This window comes from Aeromonas sp. 9A (genome assembly GCF_963900955.1).
GTDB classification, from domain to species: domain Bacteria; phylum Pseudomonadota; class Gammaproteobacteria; order Enterobacterales; family Aeromonadaceae; genus Aeromonas; species Aeromonas salmonicida.
On sequence record NZ_CAWRFG010000001.1, the window covers coordinates 4,119,749 to 4,146,714 of the forward strand.

Annotated in this window: 20 protein-coding genes, 4 tRNA genes, 1 rRNA gene and 1 pseudogene; 8 read left to right on the forward strand and 18 right to left on the reverse strand. The window is 59.3% G+C overall.

Annotated features, from left to right (window positions below; all coding sequences use genetic code 11):
- Positions 1–86 precede the first annotated feature (86 nt).
- Positions 87–1,052 carry a tRNA dihydrouridine synthase DusB gene (gene dusB, locus AACX78_RS19020; protein ID WP_005318109.1) on the forward strand — a complete coding sequence of 322 codons (966 nt, stop codon included), beginning with the start codon at positions 87–89 and terminating at the stop codon, positions 1,050–1,052.
- Between the two features lie 25 nt (positions 1,053–1,077).
- Positions 1,078–1,374 carry a DNA-binding transcriptional regulator Fis gene (fis, locus tag AACX78_RS19025; RefSeq protein ID WP_005309538.1) on the forward strand — a complete coding sequence of 99 codons (297 nt, stop codon included), beginning with the start codon at positions 1,078–1,080 and terminating at the stop codon, positions 1,372–1,374.
- 75 nt (positions 1,375–1,449) lie between these two features.
- Here fis and AACX78_RS19030 read toward each other — a convergent pair whose 3' ends face one another.
- Both AACX78_RS19030 and rrf read right to left on the reverse strand, forming a co-directional pair.
- Positions 1,450–2,082 carry a LysE family translocator gene (locus tag AACX78_RS19030; RefSeq protein ID WP_159167111.1) on the reverse strand — a complete coding sequence of 211 codons (633 nt, stop codon included), beginning with the start codon at positions 2,080–2,082 and terminating at the stop codon, positions 1,450–1,452.
- A 360-nt stretch (positions 2,083–2,442) separates the two neighbouring features.
- Positions 2,443–2,557: ribosomal RNA gene (gene rrf / locus AACX78_RS19035) — 5S ribosomal RNA — on the reverse strand.
- A gap of 201 nt (positions 2,558–2,758) precedes the next feature.
- Here rrf and AACX78_RS19040 point away from each other — a divergent pair.
- Positions 2,759–3,139, forward strand: coding sequence for a hypothetical protein (locus tag AACX78_RS19040; RefSeq protein ID WP_159167112.1), 381 nt, complete (start codon positions 2,759–2,761; stop codon positions 3,137–3,139).
- A gap of 365 nt (positions 3,140–3,504) precedes the next feature.
- On the opposite strand, the gene AACX78_RS19045 is transcribed toward AACX78_RS19040, so the two are convergent.
- The 6 genes from AACX78_RS19045 to plsY all read right to left on the reverse strand — a co-directional run bounded on the left by AACX78_RS19045 (position 3,505) and on the right by plsY (position 5,318).
- Positions 3,505–4,008 carry a ClbS/DfsB family four-helix bundle protein gene (locus AACX78_RS19045; protein ID WP_159167113.1) on the reverse strand — a complete coding sequence of 168 codons (504 nt, stop codon included), beginning with the start codon at positions 4,006–4,008 and terminating at the stop codon, positions 3,505–3,507.
- Between the two features lie 228 nt (positions 4,009–4,236).
- Positions 4,237–4,312: transfer RNA gene (locus AACX78_RS19050), tRNA-Asn, on the reverse strand.
- A gap of 8 nt (positions 4,313–4,320) precedes the next feature.
- Positions 4,321–4,396, reverse strand: a tRNA-Phe gene (locus AACX78_RS19055).
- A 10-nt stretch (positions 4,397–4,406) separates the two neighbouring features.
- Positions 4,407–4,482 (reverse strand) — tRNA-Thr (locus AACX78_RS19060).
- A 50-nt stretch (positions 4,483–4,532) separates the two neighbouring features.
- Positions 4,533–4,608 (reverse strand) — tRNA-Phe (locus AACX78_RS19065).
- Between the two features lie 47 nt (positions 4,609–4,655).
- Positions 4,656–5,318: a glycerol-3-phosphate 1-O-acyltransferase PlsY gene (gene plsY / locus AACX78_RS19070; RefSeq protein WP_059169255.1), complete on the reverse strand. Its 663-nt coding sequence runs from the start codon at positions 5,316–5,318 to the stop codon at positions 4,656–4,658.
- Between the two features lie 169 nt (positions 5,319–5,487).
- Between plsY and folB the strand changes: the two genes are divergently transcribed.
- The 3 genes from folB to AACX78_RS19085 all read left to right on the forward strand — a co-directional run bounded on the left by folB (position 5,488) and on the right by AACX78_RS19085 (position 7,034).
- Positions 5,488–5,859, forward strand: coding sequence for a dihydroneopterin aldolase (folB, locus tag AACX78_RS19075; RefSeq protein ID WP_059113476.1), 372 nt, complete (start codon positions 5,488–5,490; stop codon positions 5,857–5,859).
- 52 nt (positions 5,860–5,911) lie between these two features.
- Entirely contained in the window at positions 5,912–6,421 is a 510-nt protein-coding gene (folK, locus tag AACX78_RS19080) for a 2-amino-4-hydroxy-6-hydroxymethyldihydropteridine diphosphokinase (protein ID WP_159167114.1), read from the forward strand.
- A gap of 124 nt (positions 6,422–6,545) precedes the next feature.
- On the forward strand, positions 6,546–7,034 hold the full coding sequence (locus tag AACX78_RS19085; protein ID WP_159167115.1) for a YbaK/EbsC family protein: 489 nt from the start codon (positions 6,546–6,548) through the stop codon (positions 7,032–7,034).
- Between the two features lie 20 nt (positions 7,035–7,054).
- Here AACX78_RS19085 and mdtD read toward each other — a convergent pair whose 3' ends face one another.
- The 7 genes and pseudogenes from mdtD to AACX78_RS19120 form a co-directional block, all read right to left on the reverse strand.
- Positions 7,055–8,443: a multidrug transporter subunit MdtD gene (gene mdtD / locus AACX78_RS19090; protein ID WP_159167116.1), complete on the reverse strand. Its 1,389-nt coding sequence runs from the start codon at positions 8,441–8,443 to the stop codon at positions 7,055–7,057.
- A 61-nt stretch (positions 8,444–8,504) separates the two neighbouring features.
- Positions 8,505–9,632 carry a CobW family GTP-binding protein gene (locus AACX78_RS19095; protein WP_201302894.1) on the reverse strand — a complete coding sequence of 376 codons (1,128 nt, stop codon included), beginning with the start codon at positions 9,630–9,632 and terminating at the stop codon, positions 8,505–8,507.
- A 71-nt stretch (positions 9,633–9,703) separates the two neighbouring features.
- Positions 9,704–11,098: a D-arabinono-1,4-lactone oxidase gene (locus AACX78_RS19100; RefSeq protein ID WP_159167117.1), complete on the reverse strand. Its 1,395-nt coding sequence runs from the start codon at positions 11,096–11,098 to the stop codon at positions 9,704–9,706.
- 118 nt (positions 11,099–11,216) lie between these two features.
- Positions 11,217–11,294 (reverse strand): annotated as a pseudogene (locus AACX78_RS19105) (LysE family translocator); the annotation flags it as partial.
- A 42-nt stretch (positions 11,295–11,336) separates the two neighbouring features.
- On the reverse strand, positions 11,337–12,923 hold the full coding sequence (locus tag AACX78_RS19110) for an EAL domain-containing protein (protein ID WP_159167118.1): 1,587 nt from the start codon (positions 12,921–12,923) through the stop codon (positions 11,337–11,339).
- Positions 12,924–13,257: 334 nt separating this feature from the next.
- Positions 13,258–15,855, reverse strand: coding sequence for a bifunctional aconitate hydratase 2/2-methylisocitrate dehydratase (acnB, locus tag AACX78_RS19115; protein WP_159167119.1), 2,598 nt, complete (start codon positions 15,853–15,855; stop codon positions 13,258–13,260).
- A 228-nt stretch (positions 15,856–16,083) separates the two neighbouring features.
- Positions 16,084–18,342: a patatin-like phospholipase family protein gene (locus AACX78_RS19120; protein WP_159167120.1), complete on the reverse strand. Its 2,259-nt coding sequence runs from the start codon at positions 18,340–18,342 to the stop codon at positions 16,084–16,086.
- A 258-nt stretch (positions 18,343–18,600) separates the two neighbouring features.
- On the opposite strand from AACX78_RS19120, the gene AACX78_RS19125 reads away from it, so the two are divergent.
- Positions 18,601–20,511, forward strand: coding sequence for a methyl-accepting chemotaxis protein (locus AACX78_RS19125; protein ID WP_159167121.1), 1,911 nt, complete (start codon positions 18,601–18,603; stop codon positions 20,509–20,511).
- A 163-nt stretch (positions 20,512–20,674) separates the two neighbouring features.
- The gene (locus AACX78_RS19130; protein ID WP_159167122.1) at positions 20,675–22,321 is read left to right on the forward strand and encodes a methyl-accepting chemotaxis protein; all 1,647 of its coding nucleotides are present in this window, start codon (positions 20,675–20,677) and stop codon (positions 22,319–22,321) included.
- Between the two features lie 85 nt (positions 22,322–22,406).
- Here the strand turns inward: AACX78_RS19130 and AACX78_RS19135 are convergent, their stop codons facing one another.
- The 3 genes from AACX78_RS19135 to aceF form a co-directional block, all read right to left on the reverse strand.
- Positions 22,407–23,369, reverse strand: a complete 963-nt coding sequence (locus tag AACX78_RS19135) for a GGDEF domain-containing protein (protein ID WP_159167123.1) — start codon at positions 23,367–23,369, stop codon at positions 22,407–22,409.
- Between the two features lie 125 nt (positions 23,370–23,494).
- Positions 23,495–24,922 (reverse strand): dihydrolipoyl dehydrogenase, encoded by a 1,428-nt coding sequence (lpdA, locus tag AACX78_RS19140; RefSeq protein ID WP_058394581.1) that lies wholly within the window; start codon positions 24,920–24,922, stop codon positions 23,495–23,497.
- Between the two features lie 160 nt (positions 24,923–25,082).
- A complete protein-coding gene (gene aceF, locus AACX78_RS19145) occupies positions 25,083–26,966 on the reverse strand; it encodes a pyruvate dehydrogenase complex dihydrolipoyllysine-residue acetyltransferase (RefSeq protein ID WP_159167124.1) in 1,884 nt (627 codons plus the stop codon).

The following is a 26,966-nucleotide window of genomic DNA, read 5'->3' on the forward strand; positions in this document are numbered from 1 at the left end:
AAAATGGCTGACGCTCAAATACTAACCTTTTCTCCTGACTAAAAAATGCGTAATATACGCCGCCCTAAGCCGATGGTAACCGTGGAATGCAGATAGGTCCCCACACGCTTGAAACACCCTTGATTGTGGCGCCCATGGCCGGTGTAACAGACCGACCATTTCGTGAACTTTGTTTGCGATTGGGTGCCGGCATGGCCGTTTCCGAGATGCTGCTGGCCAACCCGGATGTCTGGGATACCCAGAAAACCAGGATGAGAATGGATCACTCTGCAGAAGGTGGCTTGCGATCGGTCCAGATTGCCGGAGCCGACCCAGAGATGATGGCGTTTGCCGCCCGCTACAACGTGGAGCAGGGCGCTCAGATCGTCGACATCAACATGGGTTGCCCAGCAAAAAAAGTGAACAAGAAGTTGGCAGGTTCCGCCCTGCTGCGCCATCCCGATCTGGTCAGAACTATCTGCCGGGCCGTAGTGGATGCAGTGGATGTGCCTGTTACCTTGAAGATCCGCACAGGATGGGATCCGGATAACCGCAATGGCGAGGAGATCGCCCGAATCGCCGAAGATTGCGGTATCGCGGCCCTCGCCGTGCATGGTCGTACCCGTGCCTGCCTCTACCGGGGTCACGCTGAGTACGACACGATTAAGGCGATTAAGCAGGCCGTATCGATTCCTGTTGTCGCCAATGGCGACATAGACAGCCCGGAGAAGGCCCGGTATGTCCTCGACTATACCGGCGTTGATGCCGTGATGATCGGCCGTGCAGCGCAAGGACGACCCTGGATTTTCCGGGAAATCCGTCATTTTCTTGAGACGGGCACCAAGCTGCCGCCTCCCGAAAGGGAAGAGGTTCGCACCCTGATGAACGAGCATGTAACCAACCTGCACCAGTTTTATGGTGCATATCTGGGAGCGCGCATTGCCCGTAAACACGTGGGCTGGTATCTGGATGAAGAAGAGACGGGCCGAGAATTCCGTAAGCACTTCAATGCCCTGGATTGTGCAGACGCACAACTAGAGGCACTCGAAGCGTATTTCGATGGATTAGGTTAACGCATAACTAAAGAGCCGACCGAATATGTTCGAACAAACCCTGACTTCTGATGCATTGGTAACAACTACTCACAATCACGCTGCCGAGCCGACCCAGCGCCCCCTGCGTGACTCTGTGCAACAGGCCCTGCGTAACTACCTGGCCCAGTTGAACGGTCAGGAAGTGATTGATCTGTACGATATGGTCCTCTCCGAAGTCGAAGCTCCCATGCTGGACGTGATCATGCAATATACCCGCGGTAACCAAACCCGCGCCGCTGTGATGATGGGCATCAACCGTGGCACCCTGCGCAAGAAACTCAAGCGCTACGGCATGAACTGATCTCGGTCAGATCTGCTGCAGTGCAGACGAAGGCGTATTCCAGCAATGGGATACGCCTTTTTCTATGGCTGCCATTTACTCGCTGGCAAGCTTGATGCCCAGCCCCACGAACAAGCCCCCCATCAGACGGTTGAGCCAGCGCCCCAGCCGGGCAGGCAAGCTCACCCTGCGGCTCGCATAGGCCGTCGAGAAGGCCAGCAGGTGGCACCAGAGCATGCCATTGAGGTTGAAGATACAGCCCAGCAGAATGAAGGCCAGCGCCTTCTGTGGCGCATCCGGGGCGATAAACTGGGGCACAAAGGCGAGAAAGAAGAGCGCGACCTTGGGATTGAGCACATTGGTCAGCAACCCCTGCCGAAAGATCCGGCCATAGGAGAGTACAGGCAAGGGCACAGCCGCGTTGGTAGCAGAAGGCGTCTTGGCCCCTTGCCAGAACATGGAAAGCCCCAGGTAGACCAGATAGAGTGCCCCCATCAACTTGATGACGGTGAACAGCTCGGCCGAGGTGCTCAGCAAAGCCGACAACCCTAGTGCAGCCGCCAACACATGCACCATGGTGCCCGTCCCAATCCCCAGCGCAGCCACGGAACCCGCCCGCCAGCCCTGAGAGCCGCTGCGCAGCATGATGAGCAGAGAATCAGGCCCGGGCATCATGTTCAACAACAAACCAGATACGATAAACAACGCCAGATCGTGGATCCCCAACATACACAGCTCCTTGCTCGTGAAAGAGACAGTCTATGGATCCCGTGCCTCTTGTCATCCCCCATAGCAGCAATAGTGATTATCAACGGAGGGAATAGCAGAAAAGCCTGGTGCACATTAGTGTGAATTGGAACCCGGGCTGAGATGGTATTGAGCAGAGTCCACATCCTGGCTTTCGTTAGCCCCAGCAAGCGACATGGACGGGGATATATAACGCTGAATGGCCCAGCCATCCGGAACAGAACGGGGAAAATGAACGAGTAAGGGGGCAGAAGGAAAGCATCACCTAGCCATTACAGCCAAGCCCTTGAATTTCAGGAAATAAAAAACCCCGCTCATAGAGCGGGGTTTCTTGTATTGGGTGCCTGGCAGTGTCCTACTCTCGCATGGCGAATGCCACACTACCATCGGCGCTACCGCGTTTCACTTCTGAGTTCGGCATGGGATCAGGTGGTTCCACGGCGCTATGGCCGCCAGGCAAATTACTTCAATCTGAGAAAGCTGACGTGAATAACGAGTTGCCTGTTGGCTTCGCTATCACTGAATTAGTTAGTAGTTCGTTCATTCGCTACAAGGCCAGAAANTGATGTCTTTGGCCAGCTCAGCGGCCAGTGCTTTGAGTTTGTCTTGGTCCATTTGCTTACCCACGAAGGTATCCTTTTGAAAAAGTTACTTATTCGTGGGCGGTTACACAATTGGATTTACAGGCTCGGAAACCGATGCTTTCTACAACCGGTTGGATGAACTAATTAAAGGTAAGAACAAAGTTATTGTGCGCTTCATTGACCATAAGCTTGAGGTGGACTCGAAGCTGTGGAAGCACCTTAAAAACTGCTCGAACATTAGTGAAGTACCAACATCTTCAATTACTCCTATATGCACTGCAAAATGTGCCTCAGTCGTTGGGAGCGTTGGCCTGATCGCTTACATTGCTACATTGATAGCCGCGTTGATTTTTTATGGCATTTACAAAGGGTACCGTATTCACCTAAAAGGAACCCCTCGAATTGATGGCGCAGAAGTTGGGGAGTTTGAAGTAGGATTGGTGCCGCCAAAATAAAATTGAAGCGACCGGATATTCCCCAGACCACCGCTGAACATATCCAGTCAACTCTGCTGGGGTGAATTTTGACATCAGGCTTACAGCCCACACTCACTCTTGCCTGCCAATCCCTCTGATTGCGTCTCTCCGGTCTTCTTCCGGTCTTACCATAACCGATGCACTCAGCGGCAAAGACCGGAGCTGGCGACCGGAGAAATGACCTGACGGCGAACGCTGTCATCTACTCATCTGAGTGACACCATTCACCCCAAACATAGCGTTGCCAAGCGGACCAGATATGGACCGGAACTTGTTATGCGTACAGGAATGAGTAGTGAAAATACAGAGATGGGCAGCATCGCCATCTACAACACCGGGAACATTCATACCCGAATGCAGTTCCCCTTCAACCACTTGCGCAATCGCCCGTTGGCATTGTGGTAGGGAGAGGCGGTATTGAACTGGATCATCCGCCCCAGGGTCCACTGCTCATACCAGGGGCGACCATACAGCTCATCGTCACTGCGCGTCACGATCAGCTCGACGATGCGGGTCCTGGCCGCCATCAGCCGGGCCAGCAGTGCCGGATAGGCCAGCCCCTCATAATCCCGATAGAACTTTTGGGCCAGCCTGCCCAGCTCGTTCCACTTAAAACCCGTCTCGGGAAAATCTACCGGCAAGCCCGCCGCATCCCGCTCTATCCACTTGATCACCAGCTCATTCCAGCCGATGAGGTTGGCCACGCTCATGCTGGTGCCCTTGCTGTGCCCTTCCATCACCAGCTCCTGTGCCCGGTTCTCGGGTACCGCCTGCAAGGCCTTGAGCAACTTGCCAAAATTCGTGTCGATGGCGAGCAGCAGCTCGGCCTTGTCTTGGGGGATCCCCATAGTTCTTCTCCTCCACCCTCGTCCCCACCCCGTTACCGGGAGCGGAATTACGGCTACACATATCCGAAGATGTGAGCACTATAGCGAGCATGATGAGCACGACACCATGATCCGGCACCGGCAAACTATCTGTTGGCTGACCATGGGGATTGATAGCGAGACGAGCACAGTTATGGCCGTAAAAAACAGGCAAAGAAAAAGCCCAGCATTGCTGCTGGGCTTTTGTGTTGGCTCCTCCTGCTGGACTTGAACCAGCGACATACGGATTAACAGTCCGCCGTTCTACCGACTGAACTAAGGAGGAATTGTACTTGGTGCCCAGAGACGGAATCGAACCGCCGACACGGGGATTTTCAATCCCCTGCTCTACCGACTGAGCTATCTGGGCAATATATAAATGGTGCCGGCTACCGGAATCGAACTGGTGACCTACTGATTACAAGTCAGTTGCTCTGCCTACTGAGCTAAGCCGGCACACTTAAACCACTGTGCATGAACTAATTTTTACTTCATGGCACCAAATTTGGTGCCCAGAGACGGAATCGAACCGCCGACACGGGGATTTTCAATCCCCTGCTCTACCGACTGAGCTATCTGGGCGTGGGCGCTATTAAACGGATTTTAAGGCAGGTGGTCAACGGGAAATTTCACTTTTTGTCTCGTTCGTCTCTTTTTTGCGCAACATCATCCATTTCCCCTACTTCTTCCTGTCGGCGCTGTGCCTGGCGGCCCCAGACTCTGGGTTCTTCACCCTTCAACAGACGGGCTATGTTCTCGTGATGGCGGATAAGGATGAGGCAGGAGAGCAGGGAAACCGGCAGTGTGTATTCCGGCTTGATCAGATAGGTAAAGAGTGGGCTAAGCAACACGGTAATGATGGAGGCCAGCGAGGAGTAGCCGCTCACCAGCAATACCAGCAGCCAGGTGCCGATCACGGCTCCCCCCATGGTGAAGCCAATGGGCATCATGGTGCCGAGTGCCGTCGCCACCCCCTTGCCCCCCCGAAAGTGGAAGAAGATGGGGTACATGTGACCCAGGCAGGCAGCAACCCCGATAAAGCCGAGGTAGACGGGCTTGATTTGCAGATACCAGGCAAGATAGACAGGCGCCGTGCCCTTGAGCACATCGAGCAGCAAGACCACCAGTGCAGCCACTCGACCGCCGAGACGCAACACATTGGTCGCTCCCGGATTATGGGAGCCATGATCCCGTGGATCCGGCAGACCCGTGATGCGGGAAACCAGCACGGCACTGGACAGCGAGCCGCCCAGGTAGGCCAGAATAATCATCAAAATCGTCAGGGCCGTCATCTTGGTCGTTTTTACCACGATATGAATGGGGTATGATGCGGGCCACATTCTCTGGCTTGGGGTTGCCCAAAGGCGTGTCGCCCAAACCGACCGCGCGGCAAACTGCTTGCCGAGCCTGCATCCCTGCGCTGTCATCACAGCCCATCAAGAGTAAAGAAGAAGTACTGTCATGGACAAGGTGTTTATTCGCGGACTCGAGGTTTTGACCACCATCGGTGTATATGAGTGGGAGAAGGGCATTCGCCAGAAGCTCTGTTTCGACCTCGAAATGGGGTTTGACAACCGTCCCGCCGCTGCAACCGACGATATCAATCTGGCACTGGATTACGCCACCCTCTCTCGCAAGATCTGTGATCACGCCTCCAGCAAGGTGGTGGAGCTGGTCGAAACCATGGCCGAGCAGGTCGCCATGCTGGTACTGGCCGACGAGCGGGTGCAATGGGTCAAGGTCACCCTGACCAAACCGGGTGCTGTCCCCAATGCGGCTGGCGTCGGGGTAGAGATACTGCGCCATCGCACTCCGGCTGCGAGCGCCTGCTGATGACCACCATCTATATCAGCCCGGGCTCCAACCAGATAACAGGGAGCACTGCATGACCCGTATCTACATCAGCCTGGGTTCCAATATCGAGCGGGAGCACCATATCCGCGCCGGTCTTGATGCCCTGCATGCCGAATTGGGCGAGCTCACCGTCTCCCGGGTATTCGAGAGCGAGGCGGTTGGCTTTGCCGGTCGCCCCTTCTACAACCTGGTAGTCGGCACCGACACAGATATGCCGCTGGCCACCCTGTGCCAACGGCTGCGTGCCATGGAGTTTGCCCACGGCCGCGAGCCGGATGCCAAGAAGTTTGCCCCGCGTACCCTGGATCTGGATCTGCTGCTCTATGGCGATCTGGTCTGCGATGTACCGGTCGCGCTACCCCGTGGCGAGATCCTCACCAATGCCTTCGTCCTCTGGCCGCTGGCCGAGCTGGCACCGAGCCTGCGCCACCCGGTCGATGGCCGCACGCTGGACGAGCTGTGGCAAGGTTACGACAAGGCATCCCAGCGACTCAGCCCCATTCCCTTTCACTGGGAAGCGCGCGAGCTGCAGCATCACTGAATCAACAAGGGCACCCTAGGGTGCCCTTGTTGCATCTTGCAAGGCGGCTTATCCGCCATAAGAAAGTGTGATTGGGCCCGGCCCGCCATGGCTGGCAGGATAGGGCTCGCCACAGGAGACCCCTATGCCGCTCGATACCATTCACGACTTCAACTGCCAGCTACTGGCCCCATTGCCTCACCAGCGCTATCAGTACGAGCCCATCCTCGACTACGCCACCGACGAAAGAGTCAGGGCCCGCTTTGGCTGGCAGGCGGTGTTCAGCAAGACGCTGTTTCTCAAATTCAAGGATGGCCGCTTTGCCCTGCTGCTGACCCATCAAGAGGGGCGACTCGACAACAAGGCGGTCAAGGCCGCGCTCGGTGCCAAGCCGTCTATCTGCACCGCCGAGGAGATGCAGGCAGAGATTGGCTGCCTGCCGGGAGCCGTCTGCCCCTTCCTGCCGAGGGCTGATATTCCCTTGCTGGTGGACTCGGCCCTGCTGGCCCATGATGCCTTCACCTGGACGCCGGGCCACCCGGAGCAGACCTTTATCCTGGCGACCGAGCATCTGCCCCGAGTACTGGCCCAGTTACCCTGCCAGGTCAGCTATCTCACCACGATTCAAGCCTGACTGCCGACGGCACAACCCGCTCACCCCTTGTCCCGCGCCAGTTGGGCAAAGATGAGCGCCGCCAGCATGGACATGAGACCGATGCACAGATAGGTGAGGTGGAAACCGGCCAGCCACTGCCCACCCGAGGCTGACGAACCGGCGGAGAAAAGCCCCAGCAGGCTGGCGGCGATGGCGACCCCCAAGCTCATGGAGAGCTGCATCACCACCGACAGCAGTCCATTGCCGCTGCTGGCGTGCTCCGGACTCAAATCCTGCAGGGTCAGGGTATTCATGGCGGAAAACTGCAATGAGTTGATGGCGCCAAACACCATCAGCCAGCCCAGCAGCACCCCATAGGGAAGCTGGTTATCGATGAGGGCAAAACTGGCGATCATGGCACCCAGCGCCAGTGTGTTGCCGATCAGAATGCGGCGATAACCGATGCGTGGAATCAACTTGTTCACCAGCGTCTTGGTCAGCATGGCGCCGAGCACTGTGGGGATCATGGTCATCCCCGCCTTGCTCGGCGAGAACCCCAGCCCCAGTTGCAGAAAGAGCGGCGTGAGGAAGGGCATGGCGCCACTGCCGAGGCGGGCAAACAGGTTGCCCCAGACACCGATGGCGAAGGTGGATGTCTTGAACAGCGCCAGACTGAACAGCGGTTGCTCGGCATTGGCGGCATAGAGCCAGTAGCTCGCCATGGCGGCCAGACCGGACAGCAACGCAAACAGCGCCCAACCGGTGGAGATGCTGTGCTCCCCCAGCCCCTGCAAGCCCACCGACACCAGCACCATGCCGGCGCTGAACAGCACGAAGCCCTGCCAGTCGAACTTGGCCGTGCCTTGACGCAGGTCGGGCATGAAGTGCCAGCTGGCGATAAAGCCGAGTATTCCCACCGGCAGGTTGATGAGAAACACCCAGTGCCAGCTCGCCACTTCCACCAGCCAGCCCCCCAGCGCAGGGCCTATCAGCGGCCCCACCAGCCCGGGGATGGTGACGAACGACATCACCCGCAGCAACTCATGTTTGCTGTAGACCCTCAGCACGGCGAGGCGCCCCACCGGCATCAGCAGGGCGCCGCCTATGCCCTGCAACACCCGTGCGGCCACCAGCATGGGCAGCGTATTGGCGGCAGCGCAGGCCAGAGACCCCACGGTAAACAGCAGGATAGCCGCCAGATAAATACGGCGAGTGCCGAACCTGTCCGCCAACCAGCCAGAGGCGGGAATGAGCAACGCCACCGTCAGCATGTAGGCGATGATCACCGACTGCATCTGCAGCGGGCTCTCCCCCAGGGTTTCGGCCATGCTGGGCAGGGCCGTATTGAGGATGGTGCCATCCAGGGTTTGCATGAAGAAGCCGACCGCCGCCAGCGGCGGCAGCCACTTGCGTTGGGCAGGCGTAACCATGTGTGTGCTATCGGGCATGAGCAGCCACCTCCTCTTCAGATAAAAAAAGACCCGCACGAAAGCGGGTCATATCAGCCTGTCAGGCATCCGGCTGGCCGAGCATGGCTCTGAGCTGCTCTTCCAGACTGGGCTCGGGGGCCTTGAGCGTATCCAGGAACAACCGCTCTATCCCCGCCTTGTCCTGACTTTTCACGATAAACACCAGCCGGGACTGGGCCTTGCCCTCCGGCCAATCTCCCAATGCCTGCAGCGGATAGAGCTGGCCATGAACGCCGTGGATCACCACGGGCTGGCTCTCTCCCTCCAGCTGCAAGATCCCCTTGAGCCGCAGCAGGGCATCGCCATATTGGACCTGCACCGCATCGATGGCGGCCAGCAGGCGGGATGGCTTGAGCGGCTCGCCGATACGCAGGGAGAAGCTCTCTATGTTACCGTGCTCGAAGTGAGTAGGCGCGGCAGTGCCCACCTTGGCGGCGAACGGCTTCATCTTCGGCTGCATCGGCGAAGCCAGTCCCTGCTTGGGGGATTCGGTGCGCAGCCAGGCCAGCAGCTGGCGCACGTCACGCCCCGCCGCCTCGTTGTAGGCACCCAGCTTTTCCAGCACCGCAGGCGACAGCTCGCCGTTGGTGACCCGCTCGATGGGGGCCGCCGGATTGAGGGCGGCCAGCTGGGCCTCAACCCGCGCCAGCTGTTCGTCCTCCACCAGATCCCCCTTGCTCACCACCAGCAGATCCGCCAGCGCCACCTGTTTCACCGCTTCATACTGTTGGATAAGCTGCTGCTCGATATGACCAGCATCCACGACTGTGACTGTGCCGTCGAAGCGGTAGCGCTGGGCGATAAAGCCCTCTTCGCGCAGGGTAAACAGCACGGGCGCCGGATCGGCCAGACCGGTTGTTTCTATGATGAGCCTTTTGAACGGCTTGATCTTGCGCTGGATGGCGCGCATGAAGAGCCCCTGCAGCGCCTCCACCAGGGAGCCCTGCACCGAGCAGCAGATGCAGCCGGAATCGAGCAGCACCACCTGCTCGTCTACCTGCTGCACCAGATGGTGATCCAGCCCGACAGAGCCGAATTCGTTGATGAGCACGGCGCACTCGCCAAGCTCGGGCTGCTTGACCCAGTGGTTGAGCAAGGTGGTCTTGCCGCTGCCGAGAAAGCCGGTCAGCAGGGTCACAGGGATCCGGGTGTCTTGCATATCTGTCATATCGATGACACCCCTCTGGTCGGCAGGGTGATGAGCGCGCGGGTATCTTGCATATGGGTCATTTTCAATCCTTACCGGTTGGCGAACAGATCACTGAGCCAGCGGTTCTCAAAGCGGCCGTGAGGGTCGAGCTCGCCCTTGAGGGCCAGGAAGTCGTTCCAGCGTGGCAACAGGGCCGGGAAGTTGTAGAGATCCATCGCCAGATGCTTGCCAAAATGGGGAATGCCACCGAGGGGCACCAGCAGTTGCTGCAGCTCGCGCATCTGCTCCATGGAGCCGTTGACGAAGGTGCCATCTGCCGCCAGATAGACCAGGAAACCGACCCAGCAGACCGATTTATCGTAGGCGGCGCTGAGCCAGGCCTCGGAGGGGCCGGTGCAGCGCAGGATAAAGGGGTAGTGCAGCACGCCGGGATTGGCCTGCTGCCACGCTTGCAGGGTCTCCAGCGCCTCGTTCATGCGATGCAGCGGCACCGCCACCTCGCAGTTGATCTGGGGTGCGGGGATCCCCTTGCAGAGGATCTGGTAGACGTTGCCCACCAGATCGGAGGCATCCTTGAAACGGCGCACCGTCTCGAAGTGCTCCCCTGCCAGCGCCTCATCCTTGGTGTCTTTCGCCATCTTCTGCAGGGTGGCATCTATGGTGGCATTCATACGGGCGTCGATATCGCCCTCCAGCAGCAGCGGCTCGCTGCCGGCGGCGCGGTAACGGGCCACCTCTTCCTCGGAAGCGGGATCCACCAGCCAGATGTGGCTCTCGCCGGTCCAGGCGAACCACCAGCTCTTCACAAAACCGTGCTCGCGATTGAGCCGCTCGTTGTGCGCCAGCAGGAAGGGATAGTCGGTGGTGAACTTGGTGCAACGCATGATGCGGTTCGGTACGGTGCGAAGGCGCACGTCGAGCAGTATGCCGAGCATGCCCATGCCCATCACGAAGGCACCGAAGCGCGGATCGGTGCGATCCACTCGGATGATGTCGCCATTGGCCAGCATCACAGTCATCGCCTCCACGGCATCGCACAGGGCGGACTGGTGCAGCCCCTGGCCGTGGGTGCCTGTGCTGAGCGCACCGCCCAGCGTCTGGATGCCGATGACGCCCGGGGATGCCGGCAGCATCCGCTCCATGGCGATGAGATCGGCGTAGATGGTATCGAGCGGCGTACCCGCCTGATAGGTGACGGTATCGGCGGTTTTCGCCAGCTGGCCGCGCAGCAGGTACAAATCCACCAGCAGCGCCTGACTGCCCTCGGCATAGACGCTGTGAATGGGTTCGAAGGAGAGGCCTGAACCGATCAGTCGCAGCTTGCGCTCCGGGTATTCACGCAGCAGCGCCTGCAGCTCGTCGCGGTTCTTCGGGCGCCACACCTGATCCAGGGCACCGAGGGGATTGGTCCTGGACCAGTTGAACAGCACCTCCCGATTGTTGATCGCCTTGATGCTGTGAAATGCCTGGAACTTGACCGTCATACCGCGCCTCATCTGACTTCTAAATGAGCGGCAATTCTACCGAAAAGCGGACCACAAGGCATGAAAAACAAGCCCCTACAGTCGGGGGGTGGATAAGGGGGATGACTCCCCCACTCCCTCAGCGCGATTGCTGGGTCAGTGCCAGCAGCATACCGAACCCCACCAGCAGGCCGCCAAACACCCGGTCAATCCAGTGGCACAGTGGCTGCCATCCCTGACTCAGTGAAGAGACCCATAGTCAGATCGCGTTCGATATACCCCGTACAGATTCTGGCAACCGGGCCTTCGCCTCTCCCGGTAGCCGCTCCTCGCAGAATTGACGCAACGGCATGGGGCGACCAAACAGGTAGCCTTGCAGGTAGTCGACTCCCTTGGCTCTCAGATAGGCGGCCTGCAATTCGCTCTCGACCCCTTCCGCTATCAGTAACAAGCCCAGTCTGGCGCCCAGGTCGATGACATTCGCCACTATGTGCTCGGAGAGCGACTCTGTACCGATACGGCCGATAAAGGATTGGTCGATCTTCAGATAATCCACGTGGAACTGCTGCACATAGAAGAGGCTGGAGTGACCCGTTCCGAAGTCATCGATAGCCAGCTTGACCCCCATCTGATCCAGTTGCCGGAACAGGGAGAGGGTATTCGGATCCACTACCAGCAGCTCACGTTCGGTCAGCTCCAGCACCAGCACTATCTTGCCGGGGGCAAACTGCGCCAGAAAAGTGCGGCACTCCTGCAGCAAAGCCAGGTCGCGACAGTGGGCCGCGCTGATATTGAAACTGATGTGAAAGCCATCGGGCAGGTGTGCCTGCTCCCGGCTCAACACCTGGGCCACCTTCTTCATGATCAGGGTCGTCATGGGCACTATCAGCCCGGACTCCTCCGCCTGGGGAATAAAGAGGTCGGGACGGATAAGACCTGAATTGGGATGCTGCCAGCGCATCAGCACTTCCACCCCCATCAACCTGGTGTCACTCGTGGTAACCAGAGGTTGCAGATAGGGTTCGAACTCCTTGGCCCGCAGCGCTCTGCGCAACTCGCCGACCGGGGAACCCGGGCGGCCCAGCAGCCACCATACCAGTAGTGCAAAGGCTAACGAGAGACCGCATAGCAGAGAGAGGATCAGAGATTTGTGATCCCACAGCGAATACCAGTAAGCCAGGGTTACGTAACCGGCATGAATGGAGAAGGGGTAGTGCGGTGAAGTCAGCTCGGTTCTGGCCAGAGCATGCAGGTCGGGAGCCTTGTCCAGATAGTGGCCTGCCTCATCAAACCAGGTGCTGCCCACCCGCATGAAGAGATTGCCGGCGTGATGGCTCAGGGTCAGCATGACGCTCAGGTATTCCCCATCGATGGCGCTCAAGGCCGCATGCCCTCCCTGCTCACTGCGCACTATCAGCAAGGGATGATTGGCCCGCACCTGATTGCCACGCATCAGTAGCAACTTGCGCGCTATATAGGGGCTGGCATCATCGACCTCACGCACGGAGCCAAACAGGGAGGTGCAGTACAGCATCCCCTCCTTGATCAGATTGACCGAGCGAACAAAAGGCACCAGTGCGACCTGCTCACGCAGCTGAAAATCTATCTCGTCACAAGGCGCGCCCACCAGCGGCAGCACCTGACGATTGGCCCGCTCGGCGTGATCCAGCATGTTTTCCATGAGCGTCATCGCCTTGTGGGCGGCGGCGGCGGAACCGAATTCCAGCTCCTGCATGTAGTTTTTGTGCGTTGCCCATCCTCCCACCAGCAGCGGCAGGATGAAGACCATGAAAGCGCAGCAGAGCCGAAGCCAGCGGCGGGAGAGATCGATATAAAAAAAATGCATAACCGATTCATCCAAAGAAACGGCCCGCCAGCCCGAATCAGGTGAGCATCAGGCAAACGGCAATGTGGTTATGACGACAAGCCCCACCAGTCTGCGCTGACCGGGCCTTTCCCCTGTTTTCCCGCAGTGACTGCCGCGGGGATCTCCCTCTCTTCTCTCTGGCAATGCAGGACAAAAGGAGGGGTGCAGCTTACCTCAGCTTGCCATCCGAACCACTTATCCTGAATAAATATTTGTGTCTGTATGCATCGTATGCAGCCCTGTTACCCAATAAAAAAAGAGCCCCGGCACTGCCGGGGCTCTTTTGCATCAGATGACGGCGAATGCCGGAATCTTATACCGCTTGTTGCAGGATCACCGCATCGGCCTTCTTGGTGTAGGAGGCGATCTCGTTGAAGTTGAGGTAGCGATAGGTATCGGCCGCAGTGGCATCCAGGGTCTTGGCGTACTGCAGATACTCGGCAACGGTCGGGATCTTGCCAAGGATGGCGGCAACGGCAGCCAGCTCGGCAGAGGCCAGGTAGACGTTGGCACCCTTGCCCAGACGGTTCGGGAAGTTACGGGTGGAGGTAGAGACCACAGAAGCCCCTTCCGCCACGCGCGCCTGGTTGCCCATGCAGAGGGAACAACCCGGGATCTCGATACGCGCACCGACGCGACCGAAAATGCCGTAGTAGCCCTCTTCGGTCAGCTGATCCTTGTCCATCTTGGTGGGCGGTGCGATCCACATGCGAGTCGGCAGTTCGCCCTGATACTTCTCGAGCAATTTACCGGCGGCACGGAAGTGGCCGATGTTGGTCATGCAGGAACCGATGAAGACTTCGTCGATCTGGCTGCCAGCCACGTCGCTCAACAAACGGGCATCGTCCGGATCGTTCGGTGCACACAGGATGGGCTCCTTGATGGTGGCCAGATCGATCTCGATGATTTCGGCGTACTCGGCATCCTTGTCCGCTTCCATCAACACAGGGTTAGCCAGCCACTCCTCCATCCCCCGGATACGGCGGGTGATGGTGCGCGGGTCGCCGTAGCCTTCGGACAACATCCATTTCAGCATGACGATGTTGGACTTGAGGTACTCGGTGATCGGCGCCTGATCCAGCTTGATGGTGCAACCGGCCGCGGAACGCTCGGCACTGGCGTCAGCCAGCTCGAACGCCTGCTCCACCTTCAGGGTCGGCAAACCTTCAATCTCGAGGATACGGCCGGAGAAGATGTTCTTCTTGCCCGCTTTCTCGACGGTCAGCAGCCCTTTCTGGATGGCGGCATAAGGGATGGCATGGACCAGGTCACGCAAGGTGATGCCCGGTTGCAACTCACCCTTGAAGCGCACCAGCACGGATTCCGGCATGTCCAGCGGCATCACGCCGGTCGCGGCGGCAAAGGCCACCAGACCGGAGCCCGCCGGGAAGGAGATACCGATGGGGAAACGGGTGTGGGAGTCACCACCGGTACCTACGGTATCCGGCAGCAACATGCGGTTCAGCCAGGAGTGGATGACGCCATCACCCGGACGCAAGCTCACACCACCGCGATTCATGATGAAGTCCGGCAGAGTGTGGTGAGTCTGCACGTCGATGGGCTTGGGATAGGCGGCTGTGTGGCAGAAGGACTGCATGGTCAGATCGGCGGAGAAGCCGAGGCAGGCCAGATCCTTGAGCTCATCGCGGGTCATGGGGCCCGTGGTGTCCTGGGAGCCGACCGTGGTCATTCTGGGCTCGCAGTAGGTACCAGGGCGAATGCCCTGCACGCCACACGCCTTGCCCACCATCTTCTGGGCCAAGGTGTAACCCTTGCCGGTATCGGCCACAGGCACAGGACGACGGAATACGGTGGAGAACGGCAGACCCATGGCTTCGCGGGCCTTGTCGGTCAGGCCACGACCGATGATCAGCGGAATACGGCCACCGGCACGCACTTCGTCGATCAGCACCTCGGTTTTCAGTTCAAACTGGGCCAGCACCTGATCGGTGCCGTGCTTGCAGATCTTGCCGGCAAAGGGGTAGATGTCGATGACATCGCCCATCTCCAACTTGGAGACATCCACTTCGATGGGCAGGGCGCCCGCATCTTCCATGGTGTTGAAGAAGATGGGTGCAATCTTGCCGCCGAGGCAGACACCGCCGGCGCGCTTGTTCGGCACGAACGGAATGTCGTCACCCATGAACCAGAGCACAGAGTTGGTGGCGGATTTACGGGAAGAGCCGGTACCGACCACGTCGCCGACATACGCCAGCGGGAAACCCTTCTCTTTCAGGGCATCGATGGTCTTGATGGGGCCGACGGTGCCGTCATTGTCCGGAGTGATGCCGGGACGGGCATTTTTCAGCATGGCCAGGGCATGGAGCGGAATATCGGGACGGGACCAGGCGTCCGGCGCAGGGGACAAATCATCGGTGTTGGTTTCACCGGTCACCTTGAATACGGTCACAGTGATCTTCTCGGCCAGCTCGGGGCGAGAGAGGAACCACTCGGCATCGGCCCAGGATTGCATCACCTGCTTGGCGTGGGCATTGCCCGCCTTGGCCTTCTCTTCCACGTCGTGGAAGGAGTCAAACATCAGCAGGGTGTGGGAGAGGCCCTTGGCGGCAAGTGGCGCCAGGGTGGCATGATCCAGCAGGTCGATCAGCGGCTGAATGTTGTAACCACCCTGCATGGTGCCCAGCAGCTCAACGGCTTGTGCGGCGGTCAGGATGGGAGAGTGGGCTTCGCCCTTGGCGATGGCGGTGAGGAAACCGGCTTTGACATAAGCCGCTTCATCAACACCTGGTGGAATTCGGGAGGATAACAGCTCTTTCAGAAAGTCTTCTTCGCCAGCGGGCGGGTTCTTGATCAGTTCAACCAGGGCGGCGACCTGCTCTGCATCCAGAGGTTTGGCAACCACGCCCTCGGCGGCACGTTCTGCGACGTGTTTACGGTATGTTTCAAGCACGACTAATTCCTCTTTGGTCTTTTTTTGGGGTTCGCCCAGGCTCGCGGCGATCGTCCTTGCGGGACACCCGTAGGGTGCCCCTCACTATATAAGTTTTAACGAGTAATTAAAATCCAAACCCTGTACAGATATTCAACAAGCCAGGCTAACCAATTAAACTTGCTCACATTTTGTCGCCACATAAAAGCCGGGCAAGAAATAAGTTAACAAAAAGGCATCATTTGGCCGTTATTCGAATGTAGTGCCCAATTGCAGATAGAACATGTTGTTGCCCCCCTCCGCCATGCCGTAGCCGAGGAAGATGGGACCGAGGAAGCTCTCTATCCCCACGTAGACGGATCCTCCGGTGAAGGAGCTCTCGATACTGATGTCTTCCCCCTTGTCCCACACCCCTCCTTGCTCGAGGGAGCCCCCCAGATAGAGCGGCGCCCGCAGCGCACCAAAGTCGTTGTCGACCACCCGGTAGATGTAGCGCAGCCCGCCAAACAGACTGTAGCGACCGCTGAGCTGGTAGCGCTGGAAACCGGACATACGGAACAGCCCGCCCAGATCCTGCACGAACAGTGGATACTCTTCCTGGGAGGTGGAGCCGCCCCCTTCCAGCAGCAGGTTCAGGCTGTGCCTGTCCCAGGACCAGGGCTTGATCATAGAGAGGTGATAATTGATCCCTTCATAGCGATCATCTATGTCTTCGTTATTATCCAACCGGACGGTGGAGTATCCCCCCTTGATGTCCCAGTAGGCGCCCTCATAGGGGAAGTAACGGCTGTCGAGGGTATCGTGCTCGAAGCGGACGTAAGGCCCCCAGGAAGAGGCGTCCACACTCGCATCGTTAATGTTGCGCACATCGATGCCTCCCACTTTTCCCTCCAGTCCCAGGGAGATCCGGCTCCATGGCTGCCGGTTCCAGCCCACCGCCAGATCGGCGCTGGTGAAGCCGTATTCAGAGTCAACATAACTCAGACCTTGAGTGCTCTCAGTATCTTCTGGCAGAAAGATCCGGCGCTGGGTCTTGTCATAAGCAAAGCTGGCCTCGCCGTAGAAGGTCTGGGAAGGCTCCAGCGGCGAATAGAAGTTGGTCTTGAGGTGCTTGGCGGTGCCCAGGGAGGCCTCAGTCAGCCACTCGGCGCCCCACTCATTCAAGTTGGTGAGTGTGTAGGACATGCCGACGTTGTAGTTGGAGCTGCTCTCGAAGTCGTCGGAGAAGCCAAACTGGAAGTTGAGGTAGCCCGGCCCCCAGTTTTTCTCGCTGGCATCAACCACCAGCACGTTCTCTCCGTCGCGCTCTTCCACCTCATAGGTGATGCGGTCAAACGACTCCAGTGCGTAGAGGCGGCGAATGCCCGCCTCCAGGCTTTCGTTGGTCTGTATCTTGTCGGGTTTCACCTTCAACATGGCGCGCACCGTCTCGTCGGAAAGGCGTGACTTGTTGAGGATCTCCACCTTGTCGATGTAGTAGGCGGACTGACCGCTGCGCTCGGCACGGCGGCTCAGCTTCTGGTTGCGATAAGCGGCGTACTCCCTGGGAGAGAGAGAGAGCGCATCGAGCTGGGTAGCGGCACGGTAGGCTACCGCCTCCCCCTGCTTGATCCCTTCCGGCATCAGGGCAAAGTCGGCAATGCCCATGTTGCCAAATTCAGGGGTCAGCAATATGTCTTTCGGCCCCAGCAGTGCCTTCTGCTTGTCGGTGCCGACTTGGGTCATGTAGGTGGTGAGCTGGTCTATCATGGCGAGGCCGGACTTGAGGGATTCCCGGGTGCGCAACCTGGCGCCTATGTCCACCGCTATCACCACATCAGCCCCCATCTCCTTGGCGACATCGACCGGCATGTTATTGACTGTGCCGCCGTCCGCCAGGATATGCCCCTCCCACTCCACCGGTTTGAGGGCGCCAGGAATGGACATGGATGCCTGCATCGCCTTGGCAAGGCTGCCCCCCTCCAGTACGAAGGGCGTCACAGTCTCCATATCAGTGGCAACGGCGCGATAGGGAATAGGCAAGTCGTCAAAGCTCTTCTGCACCGGCAGGTTGGAGGTAGCATGGCGCAGCAGGCTGGCCATGGATTGCCCCTGGAAGAATCCATCCGGGAACTGAACCGAATCACCGTTGACACCGATATCGGTGCGCAGCTGATACTTCTCACTCTGCTGCTTCTTGCGCAGGGATAGCTCGTCCCGACCGACCTTGTCCTGATATCCCTTGTTCCAGTCGATGGCCAGGGTGGTGCGCTCCACCTCCTCGGCGCTGAGCCCCATGGCGTACATGCCCGCCACGTAGGAGCCCATGCTGGTGCCCACTATGATATCCACCGGAATGCATTTCTCCTCCAGCACCTTGAGGATGCCGATATGGGCCGACCCCTTGGCACCGCCACCGCTCAGCACCAGGGCAATCCTGGGCCGTTCGGACTGGGCCGCCGCCATGAGTGGCAAGCTGGCCAGCAAAATCAGAAACAGGTGGGTCCATCCCCGACGAAAGATGCGCATATGATTTTCCATTGAATCCAGTACGAGCCAAGTAAGCAGTGACGCTTACTATAAAGTGCGAAAAGCTAACCGCAACAGCCACGACAGCAATATAGGGCTGCGATGGAGGCGCTGTTCGTTGATAAACCGGAGCTGCACCAGCGCGCCCCAGTGAGCGCAAACGCAATCCATCAATAAAACCGGTTAGCCCCTCAAGGGCATCACCACACTGCCGTTAATATGTGCTCAATCCCATCTCCACACTTCTGAGTCACTCCCATGCTTGCACGCCTGACACTCAAACAGAAAATTCTGGCCACCGTCACCCTGGCCGTGGTGCTCTCCTGCCTGCTGGTGGGTTACTTCAGCCAGCGCTCCGCGCAACAACTGATCGAAACCCGCATGTTCGAGCAGGAGCTGCCCAACCTGACCCAGCGTATCGGCAAGGAGATCGAGAAAGATCTGACTTCGGTCGCCAATGCCGCCAGACAGCTGGCCAATGACCGCTTCGTGCTGGACTGGGTCGCTCGCGGCATGCCCAGGGAGCAGGAGTCCATCCTCATCGATCAGCTCAAAGACATGACGGCCCAGTATGGTTTGGTGACCGCCTCCTTCGCCGATCGGCAGAGCGCGGCCTACTACAACCAGGATGGCTTCCTGCGCAACCTGACCCCTGAGCAGGACGCCTGGTTCTACGGCTATACCAAGAGCCCGCAAGACCTGATGCTCAGCATCTTTCGCGAGACCAATGGCGAGGTGAAGCTGTTCGTCAACTTCCAGCAGCTCAACGGCCGCGGTCTGGCGGGGCTCGCCAAATCCCTCGACAGCATGGTCAGCATGCTCGCCAACTTCCGGATCGGTGACAGCGGCTTCGTGTTCATGACAGATGGCAGCGGCAAGGTGAAGCTGCACCCGGATGCCGCCCGCATCGATCGGGACAACCTGACCCAACTGGCCAGCGACACCACAACCAACCTTCTGACCAAGCAAGCGTTCGCCGCCACCCAGGCCGAGGTCGATGGCCAGGCTGTGATACTGGCCACCAGCTACATCCCCATGCTCGACTGGTATCTGGTGGCCCAGGTGCCGGAAGCCGAGATCTATGCAGAGCTGGACAAGGCGCGACTGCACATTGTGCTGGTGAGCCTGGCCATCGCCGCCGGCATGGGCTTGCTCGGCATGCTGCTGGCCGGTTCCGTCAGCCGCCCGCTCAACGAGCTGGCCCGCCTGTTCCGTGAACTGGGCAGTGGCGATGGCGATCTCACCCAGCGCCTCAAGGTAGAAGGCCACGACGAGCTGACCCAGGTTGCCACCGGCTTCAACAACTTCGTCGCCAAGATCCACGGCTCCATCGAGCAGGTCGCCAGCAACTCCCGCCAACTGGCCACTACCGCCAACGAGGTGGCCAGCAAGGCGCAGCTGACCCAGCACAACTGTACCGCCCAGCGCGACCGTACCGTCCAGGTGGCGACCGCCATTCACGAGATGGGGGCGACGGTAGGCGAGATCGCCGGCAACGCCTCCCTGGCGGCGGACGTCGCCAGACAGGCCAACGAGCAGGCGGATGCGGGTGCTGTCGTCGTCGCCCAGGCCCGCCACGGCATCGTCGGCCTCTCCAGCGAGATTGAGCAGGTCGCCGGTGTCATTGAATCCCTGGCCAACCAGACCGACTCCATCGGCAGCATACTCGACACCATCCGCAGCATCTCGGAGCAGACCAATCTGCTGGCACTGAACGCAGCCATTGAAGCGGCACGGGCCGGTGAACAGGGCCGGGGCTTTGCCGTGGTAGCCGACGAGGTACGCAATCTGGCGAGCCGCTCCGCCGCCTCCACCGCCGAGATCCAGGGCATGATCAACCGGCTGCAGGAGCAAAGCGCCCGCGCAGTCAGTGCCATGGCCCAGGGCCGCAGCCAGAGTCTGGAAGTGGTGGCTCAGGCTGACGAAGCCAATGCCGCCCTTGGTCATATCACGGCCCACATCACCCAGATCAGTGACATGAACATCCAGGTCGCCACCGCTACCGAGGAGCAATCCAGCGTGGTGGGCGAGATCAATCGCAACGTGGAAGACATCAACCAGCTCACCATGGAGACGGCCGACATAGCCCACCAACTGACCGAGTCGAGCCGCAGCCTGCAACAACTCTCCGGCGAGCTGGACAAGCTGGTCGGCAACTTCCGCCTGTAAGCGGCGTCGGGAGTCACACCTAAAAAGGAGCGCCATGGCGCTCCTTTTTTATGCGGCTTGCGGCCCATTCCCCGTGCCTTTGCCCAGGAGGCGGCCAATTCATATCTATACTGGCAACAACCCTCATCGACCACATCATGGCCAGCCATGAAGGAGCACTCCCTTGCTAGAAGGTAAACTGACGCTCAAATTGCAGCTGATCCTGGCTGTCACAGTGCCCTGTCTTGCCCTCTTGCTCGTGGGTGGCGCCAGCCTGCGAAGCATGGGCTCCATCCAGCAGCAATCCACCGAGCTCTACCAGAACACGGCCACCCCCATGCGCGCCATGGCGGAAGTGGTATCACGCATCCCCCGCATGCGGGTGGGGATCGACATGATGCTGCTGCAAGATACCTCCCTCAAGGATGAACGGGGCGTACTCAGCCGGGTCAAAGATGCCCGTGACGAGGACATTCCCGAGATGCGTCAGGCCATGCAGCAGGCGGTAACCGCCCAGACGGATCCGGCGGCCAGAGCGGATGCGCAAAAACTGCTGAGCCAGTTTGAAGGAATGGAGAGCAACGAGCTGAACCCCATGCTGCAGGCGCTGGAAAAAGGGGACATGGAGGCGGCGAGAGGCATCTATCGGGATCGCTATACTGTCACCTATGGCACCATGCGCAAGGATGCCAACGCCCTGCTCGACGGCCTGATCCAGCAGGCACAGCAGCGCCATCAGCGCGGTGAGCAGAGCTATGCCAGCGGACGAATGCAGATGATCACCATCATCAGCGGCGCCATCCTCATCTCGCTGCTGGTCTCGGTGCTCATCCTGATCAACCTCAAGCGTCGGGTCGGCTTCCTGCAACAGTACATCGGCTATGCCGCCGAGCATCTGGCGCTGGACTCCCGCGCCAAGCTCACTGGCAATGACGAGCTGGCGGAGATCACGGAGAGCTTCAACCACTTCGTCAGCAAGATCCACAGCGCCATCGAGCAGGTCGCCAGAAACTCCCACCAGCTCGCCGCCACCGCCGACGAAGTGGCCAACAAGGCGCAGCTGACCCAGCAAAACTGCACCGCCCAGCGTGACCGCACAGTGCAGGTGGCTACCGCCATCCACGAAATGGGGGCAACCGTGAGCGAGATTGCAGGCAACGCCTCGCAAGCCGCCGAGGTGGCCAGACAGGCCAACGACCAGGCTGAAGCGGGCGCTGACGTGGTGGCCCAGGCCCGCCACGGCATAGTCGGTCTCTCCGACGAGATTGCACAGGTGGCGGGCGTGATAGAGTCGCTGGCGACGCAGACCGACTCCATCGGCAGCATTCTGGAGACCATTCGCAGCATCTCGGAGCAAACCAACCTGCTGGCCCTCAACGCCGCCATCGAGGCGGCCCGCGCCGGTGAACAGGGCCGCGGCTTCGCCGTGGTGGCCGACGAGGTGCGCAACCTCGCCAACCGCTCCGCCGCCTCCACCGCCGAAATTCAGGGCATGATCAACCGGCTGCAGGATCAGAGTGCCCGCGCTGTCAGCGCCATGACTCAGGGCCGCAGCCAGAGCCTGGCGGTAGTGACCCAGGCCGACGAGGCCAATGGCGCACTCGGTCAGATCACCGCTTACATCACCCAGATCAACGACATGAATATCCAGGTCGCCACCGCCACCGAAGAACAGTCGAGCGTGGTCGGCGAGCTCAATCGCAACGTGGAGGACATCAACCAGCTCACCATGGAAACTGCCGATATAGCCCACCAATTGACCGACGCCAGCCGCGGCCTGCAACAGCTCTCCGGCGAGCTCGACAAGCTGGTGGGCAATTTCCGGCTCTGACCGGCATTTTGCATTGAGCCAGAAACAACAGAGAGCGCCGCGGCGCTCTCTGTTGTTTCTGCTGGTTGCTTGTATTGCGGCATCGTCAGCGCTTCCCATCCCGCTTGCGCTGATACATCAGCTCATCCGCGCGGGTAAGCAGTTCAGCCAGCGACACACCGCCGCCCCCGTCATAACAGACGATCCCGCTGCTACAGGTCAGCGCATAACCGCAACCACTGCGCCGATTGTGCTCGGCCAAGATGGCGTTGAAACGCTCATAGGCCAGTAGCGCCTGCGCTTCCACCACATTGGGCAGCAAAACGGCGAACTCATCGCCCCCCATCCGGGCAAACACATCGGCGCCGCGAAAAGCCTGTTTGAGCAGGCCGGCAAAGACAATCAGGGCCCGATCCCCTTCAGCGTGTCCCCACCGATCGTTAATCTGCTTGAAACCATTGAGATCCAGATAGAGCAACGCCAGTGGCATCTGCAAGCGGCTTGCCAGCGAGAGGCTCTTCTCTGCCAGCATCGCGAACCCTCGCCGATTGGAGATCCGGGTCAGCTCATCAATGGTGGCCAATTGCACCGCTTCGAGTTCCCGCACCACCATCGCCGCCAGATCCTTGAGCAGACCCACATCTTCGTCACTCAAGACCCGCGGCACCGTATCGATGATGCAGAGCGTCCCCAGCTTGCAGCCGTTGGCGATCTGCAGTGGCTGTCCGGCATAGAAGCGGATGCAGGGCCCGCCCATCACCAGCGGATTGTCGGCAAAACGGGGATCCTGCGAGGCATCCGGCACGATGAAGGTCTCATTGCCCATGATTGCGTGACCACAGAATGAAATATCCCGTGCGGTCTCACTGACCTCTAATCCGATACAGGATTTAAACCACTGGCGCTCTTCATCTACCAGGCTCACCAGCGCGATCGGTACATCAAACACCCGTCGGGCAATGCGGGTCAGCCGGTCAAACCGCTCCTCGGCCTCTGAATCAAGCAAAGAGAGCCGCCTCAGGGTGTCCAGTCGCAATGCCTCATCGGGTGGAATGGGTGCCTCTAACATGGTTCTCTCTCATTAGCGCCAAAACCTACCTTTAGCATAAGTAGCTTTAGAAAAATCAAAGCGGTACGGAGAAAAACAAAAAGCCGCTCATTCGAGCGGCTTTTTCAGGCAAGCGGGGAAGAAAATTACTTTTTCTTCTTGGCCTTGGCGTTCGGCAGATCGGTGATGGAGCCTTCGAACACTTCGGCAGCCAGACCCACTGACTCGTGCAAAGTCGGGTGAGCGTGGATGGTCAGGGCGATGTCTTCGGCGTCAGCACCCATTTCGATGGCCAGACCGATTTCACCCAGCAGTTCACCACCGTTAGTACCCACGATGGCACCACCGATGACGCGGCCGCTCTCCTTGTCGAAGATCAGCTTGGTCATGCCGTCGGAGCAATCAGACGCAATGGCACGGCCGGACGCAGCCCACGGGAAGGTGGCAACTTCGAAGTTCAGCCCCTGTTGCTTGGCTTCCTTCTCGGTCAGGCCAACCCAGGCCATCTCTGGCTCGGTATAGGCGATGGACGGGATCACTTTCGGGTCGAAGTAGTGCTTCTTGCCGGCGATCACTTCGGCGGCAACGTGACCTTCGTGAACACCTTTGTGCGCCAGCATCGGCTGACCCACGATGTCACCGATGGCGTGGATGTGAGCGACGTTGGTACGCAGCTGCTTGTCCACCTCGATGAAACCGCGCTCGGTCACGGCAACGCCGGCCTTCTCGGCATCCATCAGCTTGCCATTCGGCACACGGCCTACGGCAACCAGCACGTTGTCGTAACGTACCGGCTCGGCGGGAGCGTGCTTGCCTTCGTAAGAGACGTACAGGCCATCTGCACGGGCTTCAACTGCGGTGACCTTGGTCTCCAGCATGATGTTGAATTTCTTGGCAACGCGCTTGGTGTAGATCTTGACGATGTCTTTGTCGGCAGCCGGTACCAGCTGGTCGGCAAATTCCACCACGTCGATCTCGGAACCCAGGGAAGAGTAAACGGTACCCATCTCCAGACCTATGATGCCACCACCGATCACCAGCAGCTTGCCTGGTACGGAAGTCAGTTCCAGCGCATCGGTTGAATCCCATACGCGCGGGTCATCATGGGGGATGAAGGGCAGTTTCACCGGACGGGAGCCGGCCGCTATGATGGCGTTGTCGAAGGTCACTGTCGTCTTGCCGTCAGCACCGTCTACTTCGAGGGTGTTCGGGCCGGTAAACTTGCCGAAACCGTTGACCACCTGAACTTTACGCATCTTGGCCATGCCAGCCAGACCGCCGGTCAGCTGGTTGATGACCTTCTCTTTCCACAGGCGAACCTTGTCGATGTCGGTCTGCGGGGCACCGAAGATGATGCCGTGTTCGGACAGCGCCTTGGCTTCTTCAATGACTTTGGCGACGTGCAGCAGTGCCTTGGACGGGATACAACCCACGTTCAGGCAGACGCCACCCAGGGTGGAGTAACGCTCGACGATAATGGTATCCAGACCCAGATCGGCGGCACGGAAAGCAGCGGAATAACCGGCAGGGCCAGCACCCAGTACTACGACCTGAGTTTTGATTTCTTTACTCATCATGACCTCTTTGTCGTTCTTATATATCCCCGGACGGCGCAGTCTTATGCCAACTCAATGCCAAACAAGGCGGCTGCAACCGTGAAAAAACGGGGCAAGTTTACAATCCTGTTAATGAAATGAGAAGTAAAAAGGGCAGGCTCTGGGCCCGCCCTCTCACTTACAGGACCAATCGACGAATGTCGGACAACACGCCACTCAAGGTGGTGACGAAGCGGGCTCCGTCAGCACCGTCTATGACCCTGTGGTCATAGCTCAGGGCAAGCGGCAGCATCAGGCGAGGCACGAATTCCTTGCCATTCCACTTCGGCTTCATCTCGGACTTGGAAACACCGAGGATAGCCACTTCCGGCGCGTTGACGATCGGGGTAAAGCTGGTACCGCCGATGCCACCCAGGCTGGAGATGGTGAAGCAACCGCCCTGCATGTCGGCAGCGGTCAGCTTGCCGGCACGAGCCTTCTTGGAGATCTCGGCCAGATCGCGGGACAGCTCGTAGATGCCCTTCTTGTTGACGTCACGCACCACAGGAACCACCAGGCCCCCCGGAGTATCTACCGCCACACCGATATGAATGTACTTCTTCATGATCAGCTTGCTGCCGTCTTCGGACAGGGCGCTGCAGAAGCGTGGGTGTGCTTCCAGGGCCTTGGCGGCGGCTTTCAGGATGAACACCAGCGGGGTGATCTTCACGTCCAGCTTCTGCTTCTCGGCCAGCAGGTTCTGCTCTTTGCGGAACGCTTCCAGATCCGTGGTATCGGCTTCGTCGAACTGGGTGACGTGCGGGATCATGGCCCAGTTGCGATGCAGGGCAGGACCGGAGATCTTCTGGATCCGGGTCAATTCCAGCTCTTCGACCGGACCGAACTTGCTGAAGTCAACCTTGGGCCATGGCAGGACACTCATGCCGTTGCCAGTGCCGGTACCGGCTGCCGGGGCAGACTCGGCACGCTTGACTGCATCCTTCACATAGGCCTGCACGTCTTCTTTGACGATGCGACCCTTGCGACCGGAGGCTTTCACCTTGGCCAGGTTGATACCGAACTCACGGGCCAGGCGACGTACGGCCGGGGCGGCATGTACGTAGGCGTCGTTGGCAACGAAGTCGGAAGCGGCAGCAGCCTGGGCAACCGGAGCCGGAGCAGCGGCAACAGGGGCAGCAGTGACCGGGGCGGCGGCCTGGGCAACCGGAGCGGCAGCGGCCGGAGCAGCACCAGCCACTTCGAATACCATGATCAGGGAACCGGTGGAGACCTTGTCACCCGCCTTCACCTTGATCTCTTTGACGATGCCGGCGAACGGTGCAGGCACTTCCATGGAGGCCTTGTCACCTTCCACGGCGATCAGGGACTGGTCGGCTTCGACCTTGTCACCCACGGCGATCATGATCTCGGTCACTTCGACTTCGTCACCGCCGATGTCAGGTACATTGACCTCTTTGGCAGCGGCGGCCACAGGGGCAGCAGCCACGGGAGCAGCAGTCTCAACCGGCGCAGCAACGGCGGCAGGAGCAGCGCCCGCCACTTCAAATACCATCACCAGAGAACCGGTAGACACCTTGGCGCCAGCAGCAACCTTGATCTCGACCACGCGACCCGCGAACGGCGCCGGCACTTCCATGGAGGCCTTGTCACCTTCCACGGCAATGATGGACTGGTCGGCTTCAACCATGTCGCCCACGGCAACCATGATTTCGGTCACGTCCACTTCGTCGTCACCTATGTCCGGTACGTGCACATCTTTGCGCACGGCAGCAGCAGGGGCGGCGGGAGCAACCGGGGCGGCAGCCTGGGCAGGCGCCGGCGCAGCAGCGCCTTCCGCTTCGAAGATCATGATCTGGGAACCGGTGGCAACCTTGTCACCCACCTTGATCAGGATCTCTTTGACGATACCGGCAGCCGGTGCCGGTACTTCCATGGAGGCTTTGTCACCTTCCACAGCAATCAGGGACTGGTCGAGTTCGACCTTGTCACCCACGGCCACCATGATCTCGGTGACTTCAACTTCATCGGCGCCGATATCCGGAACCATAATCTGTTTGGACAT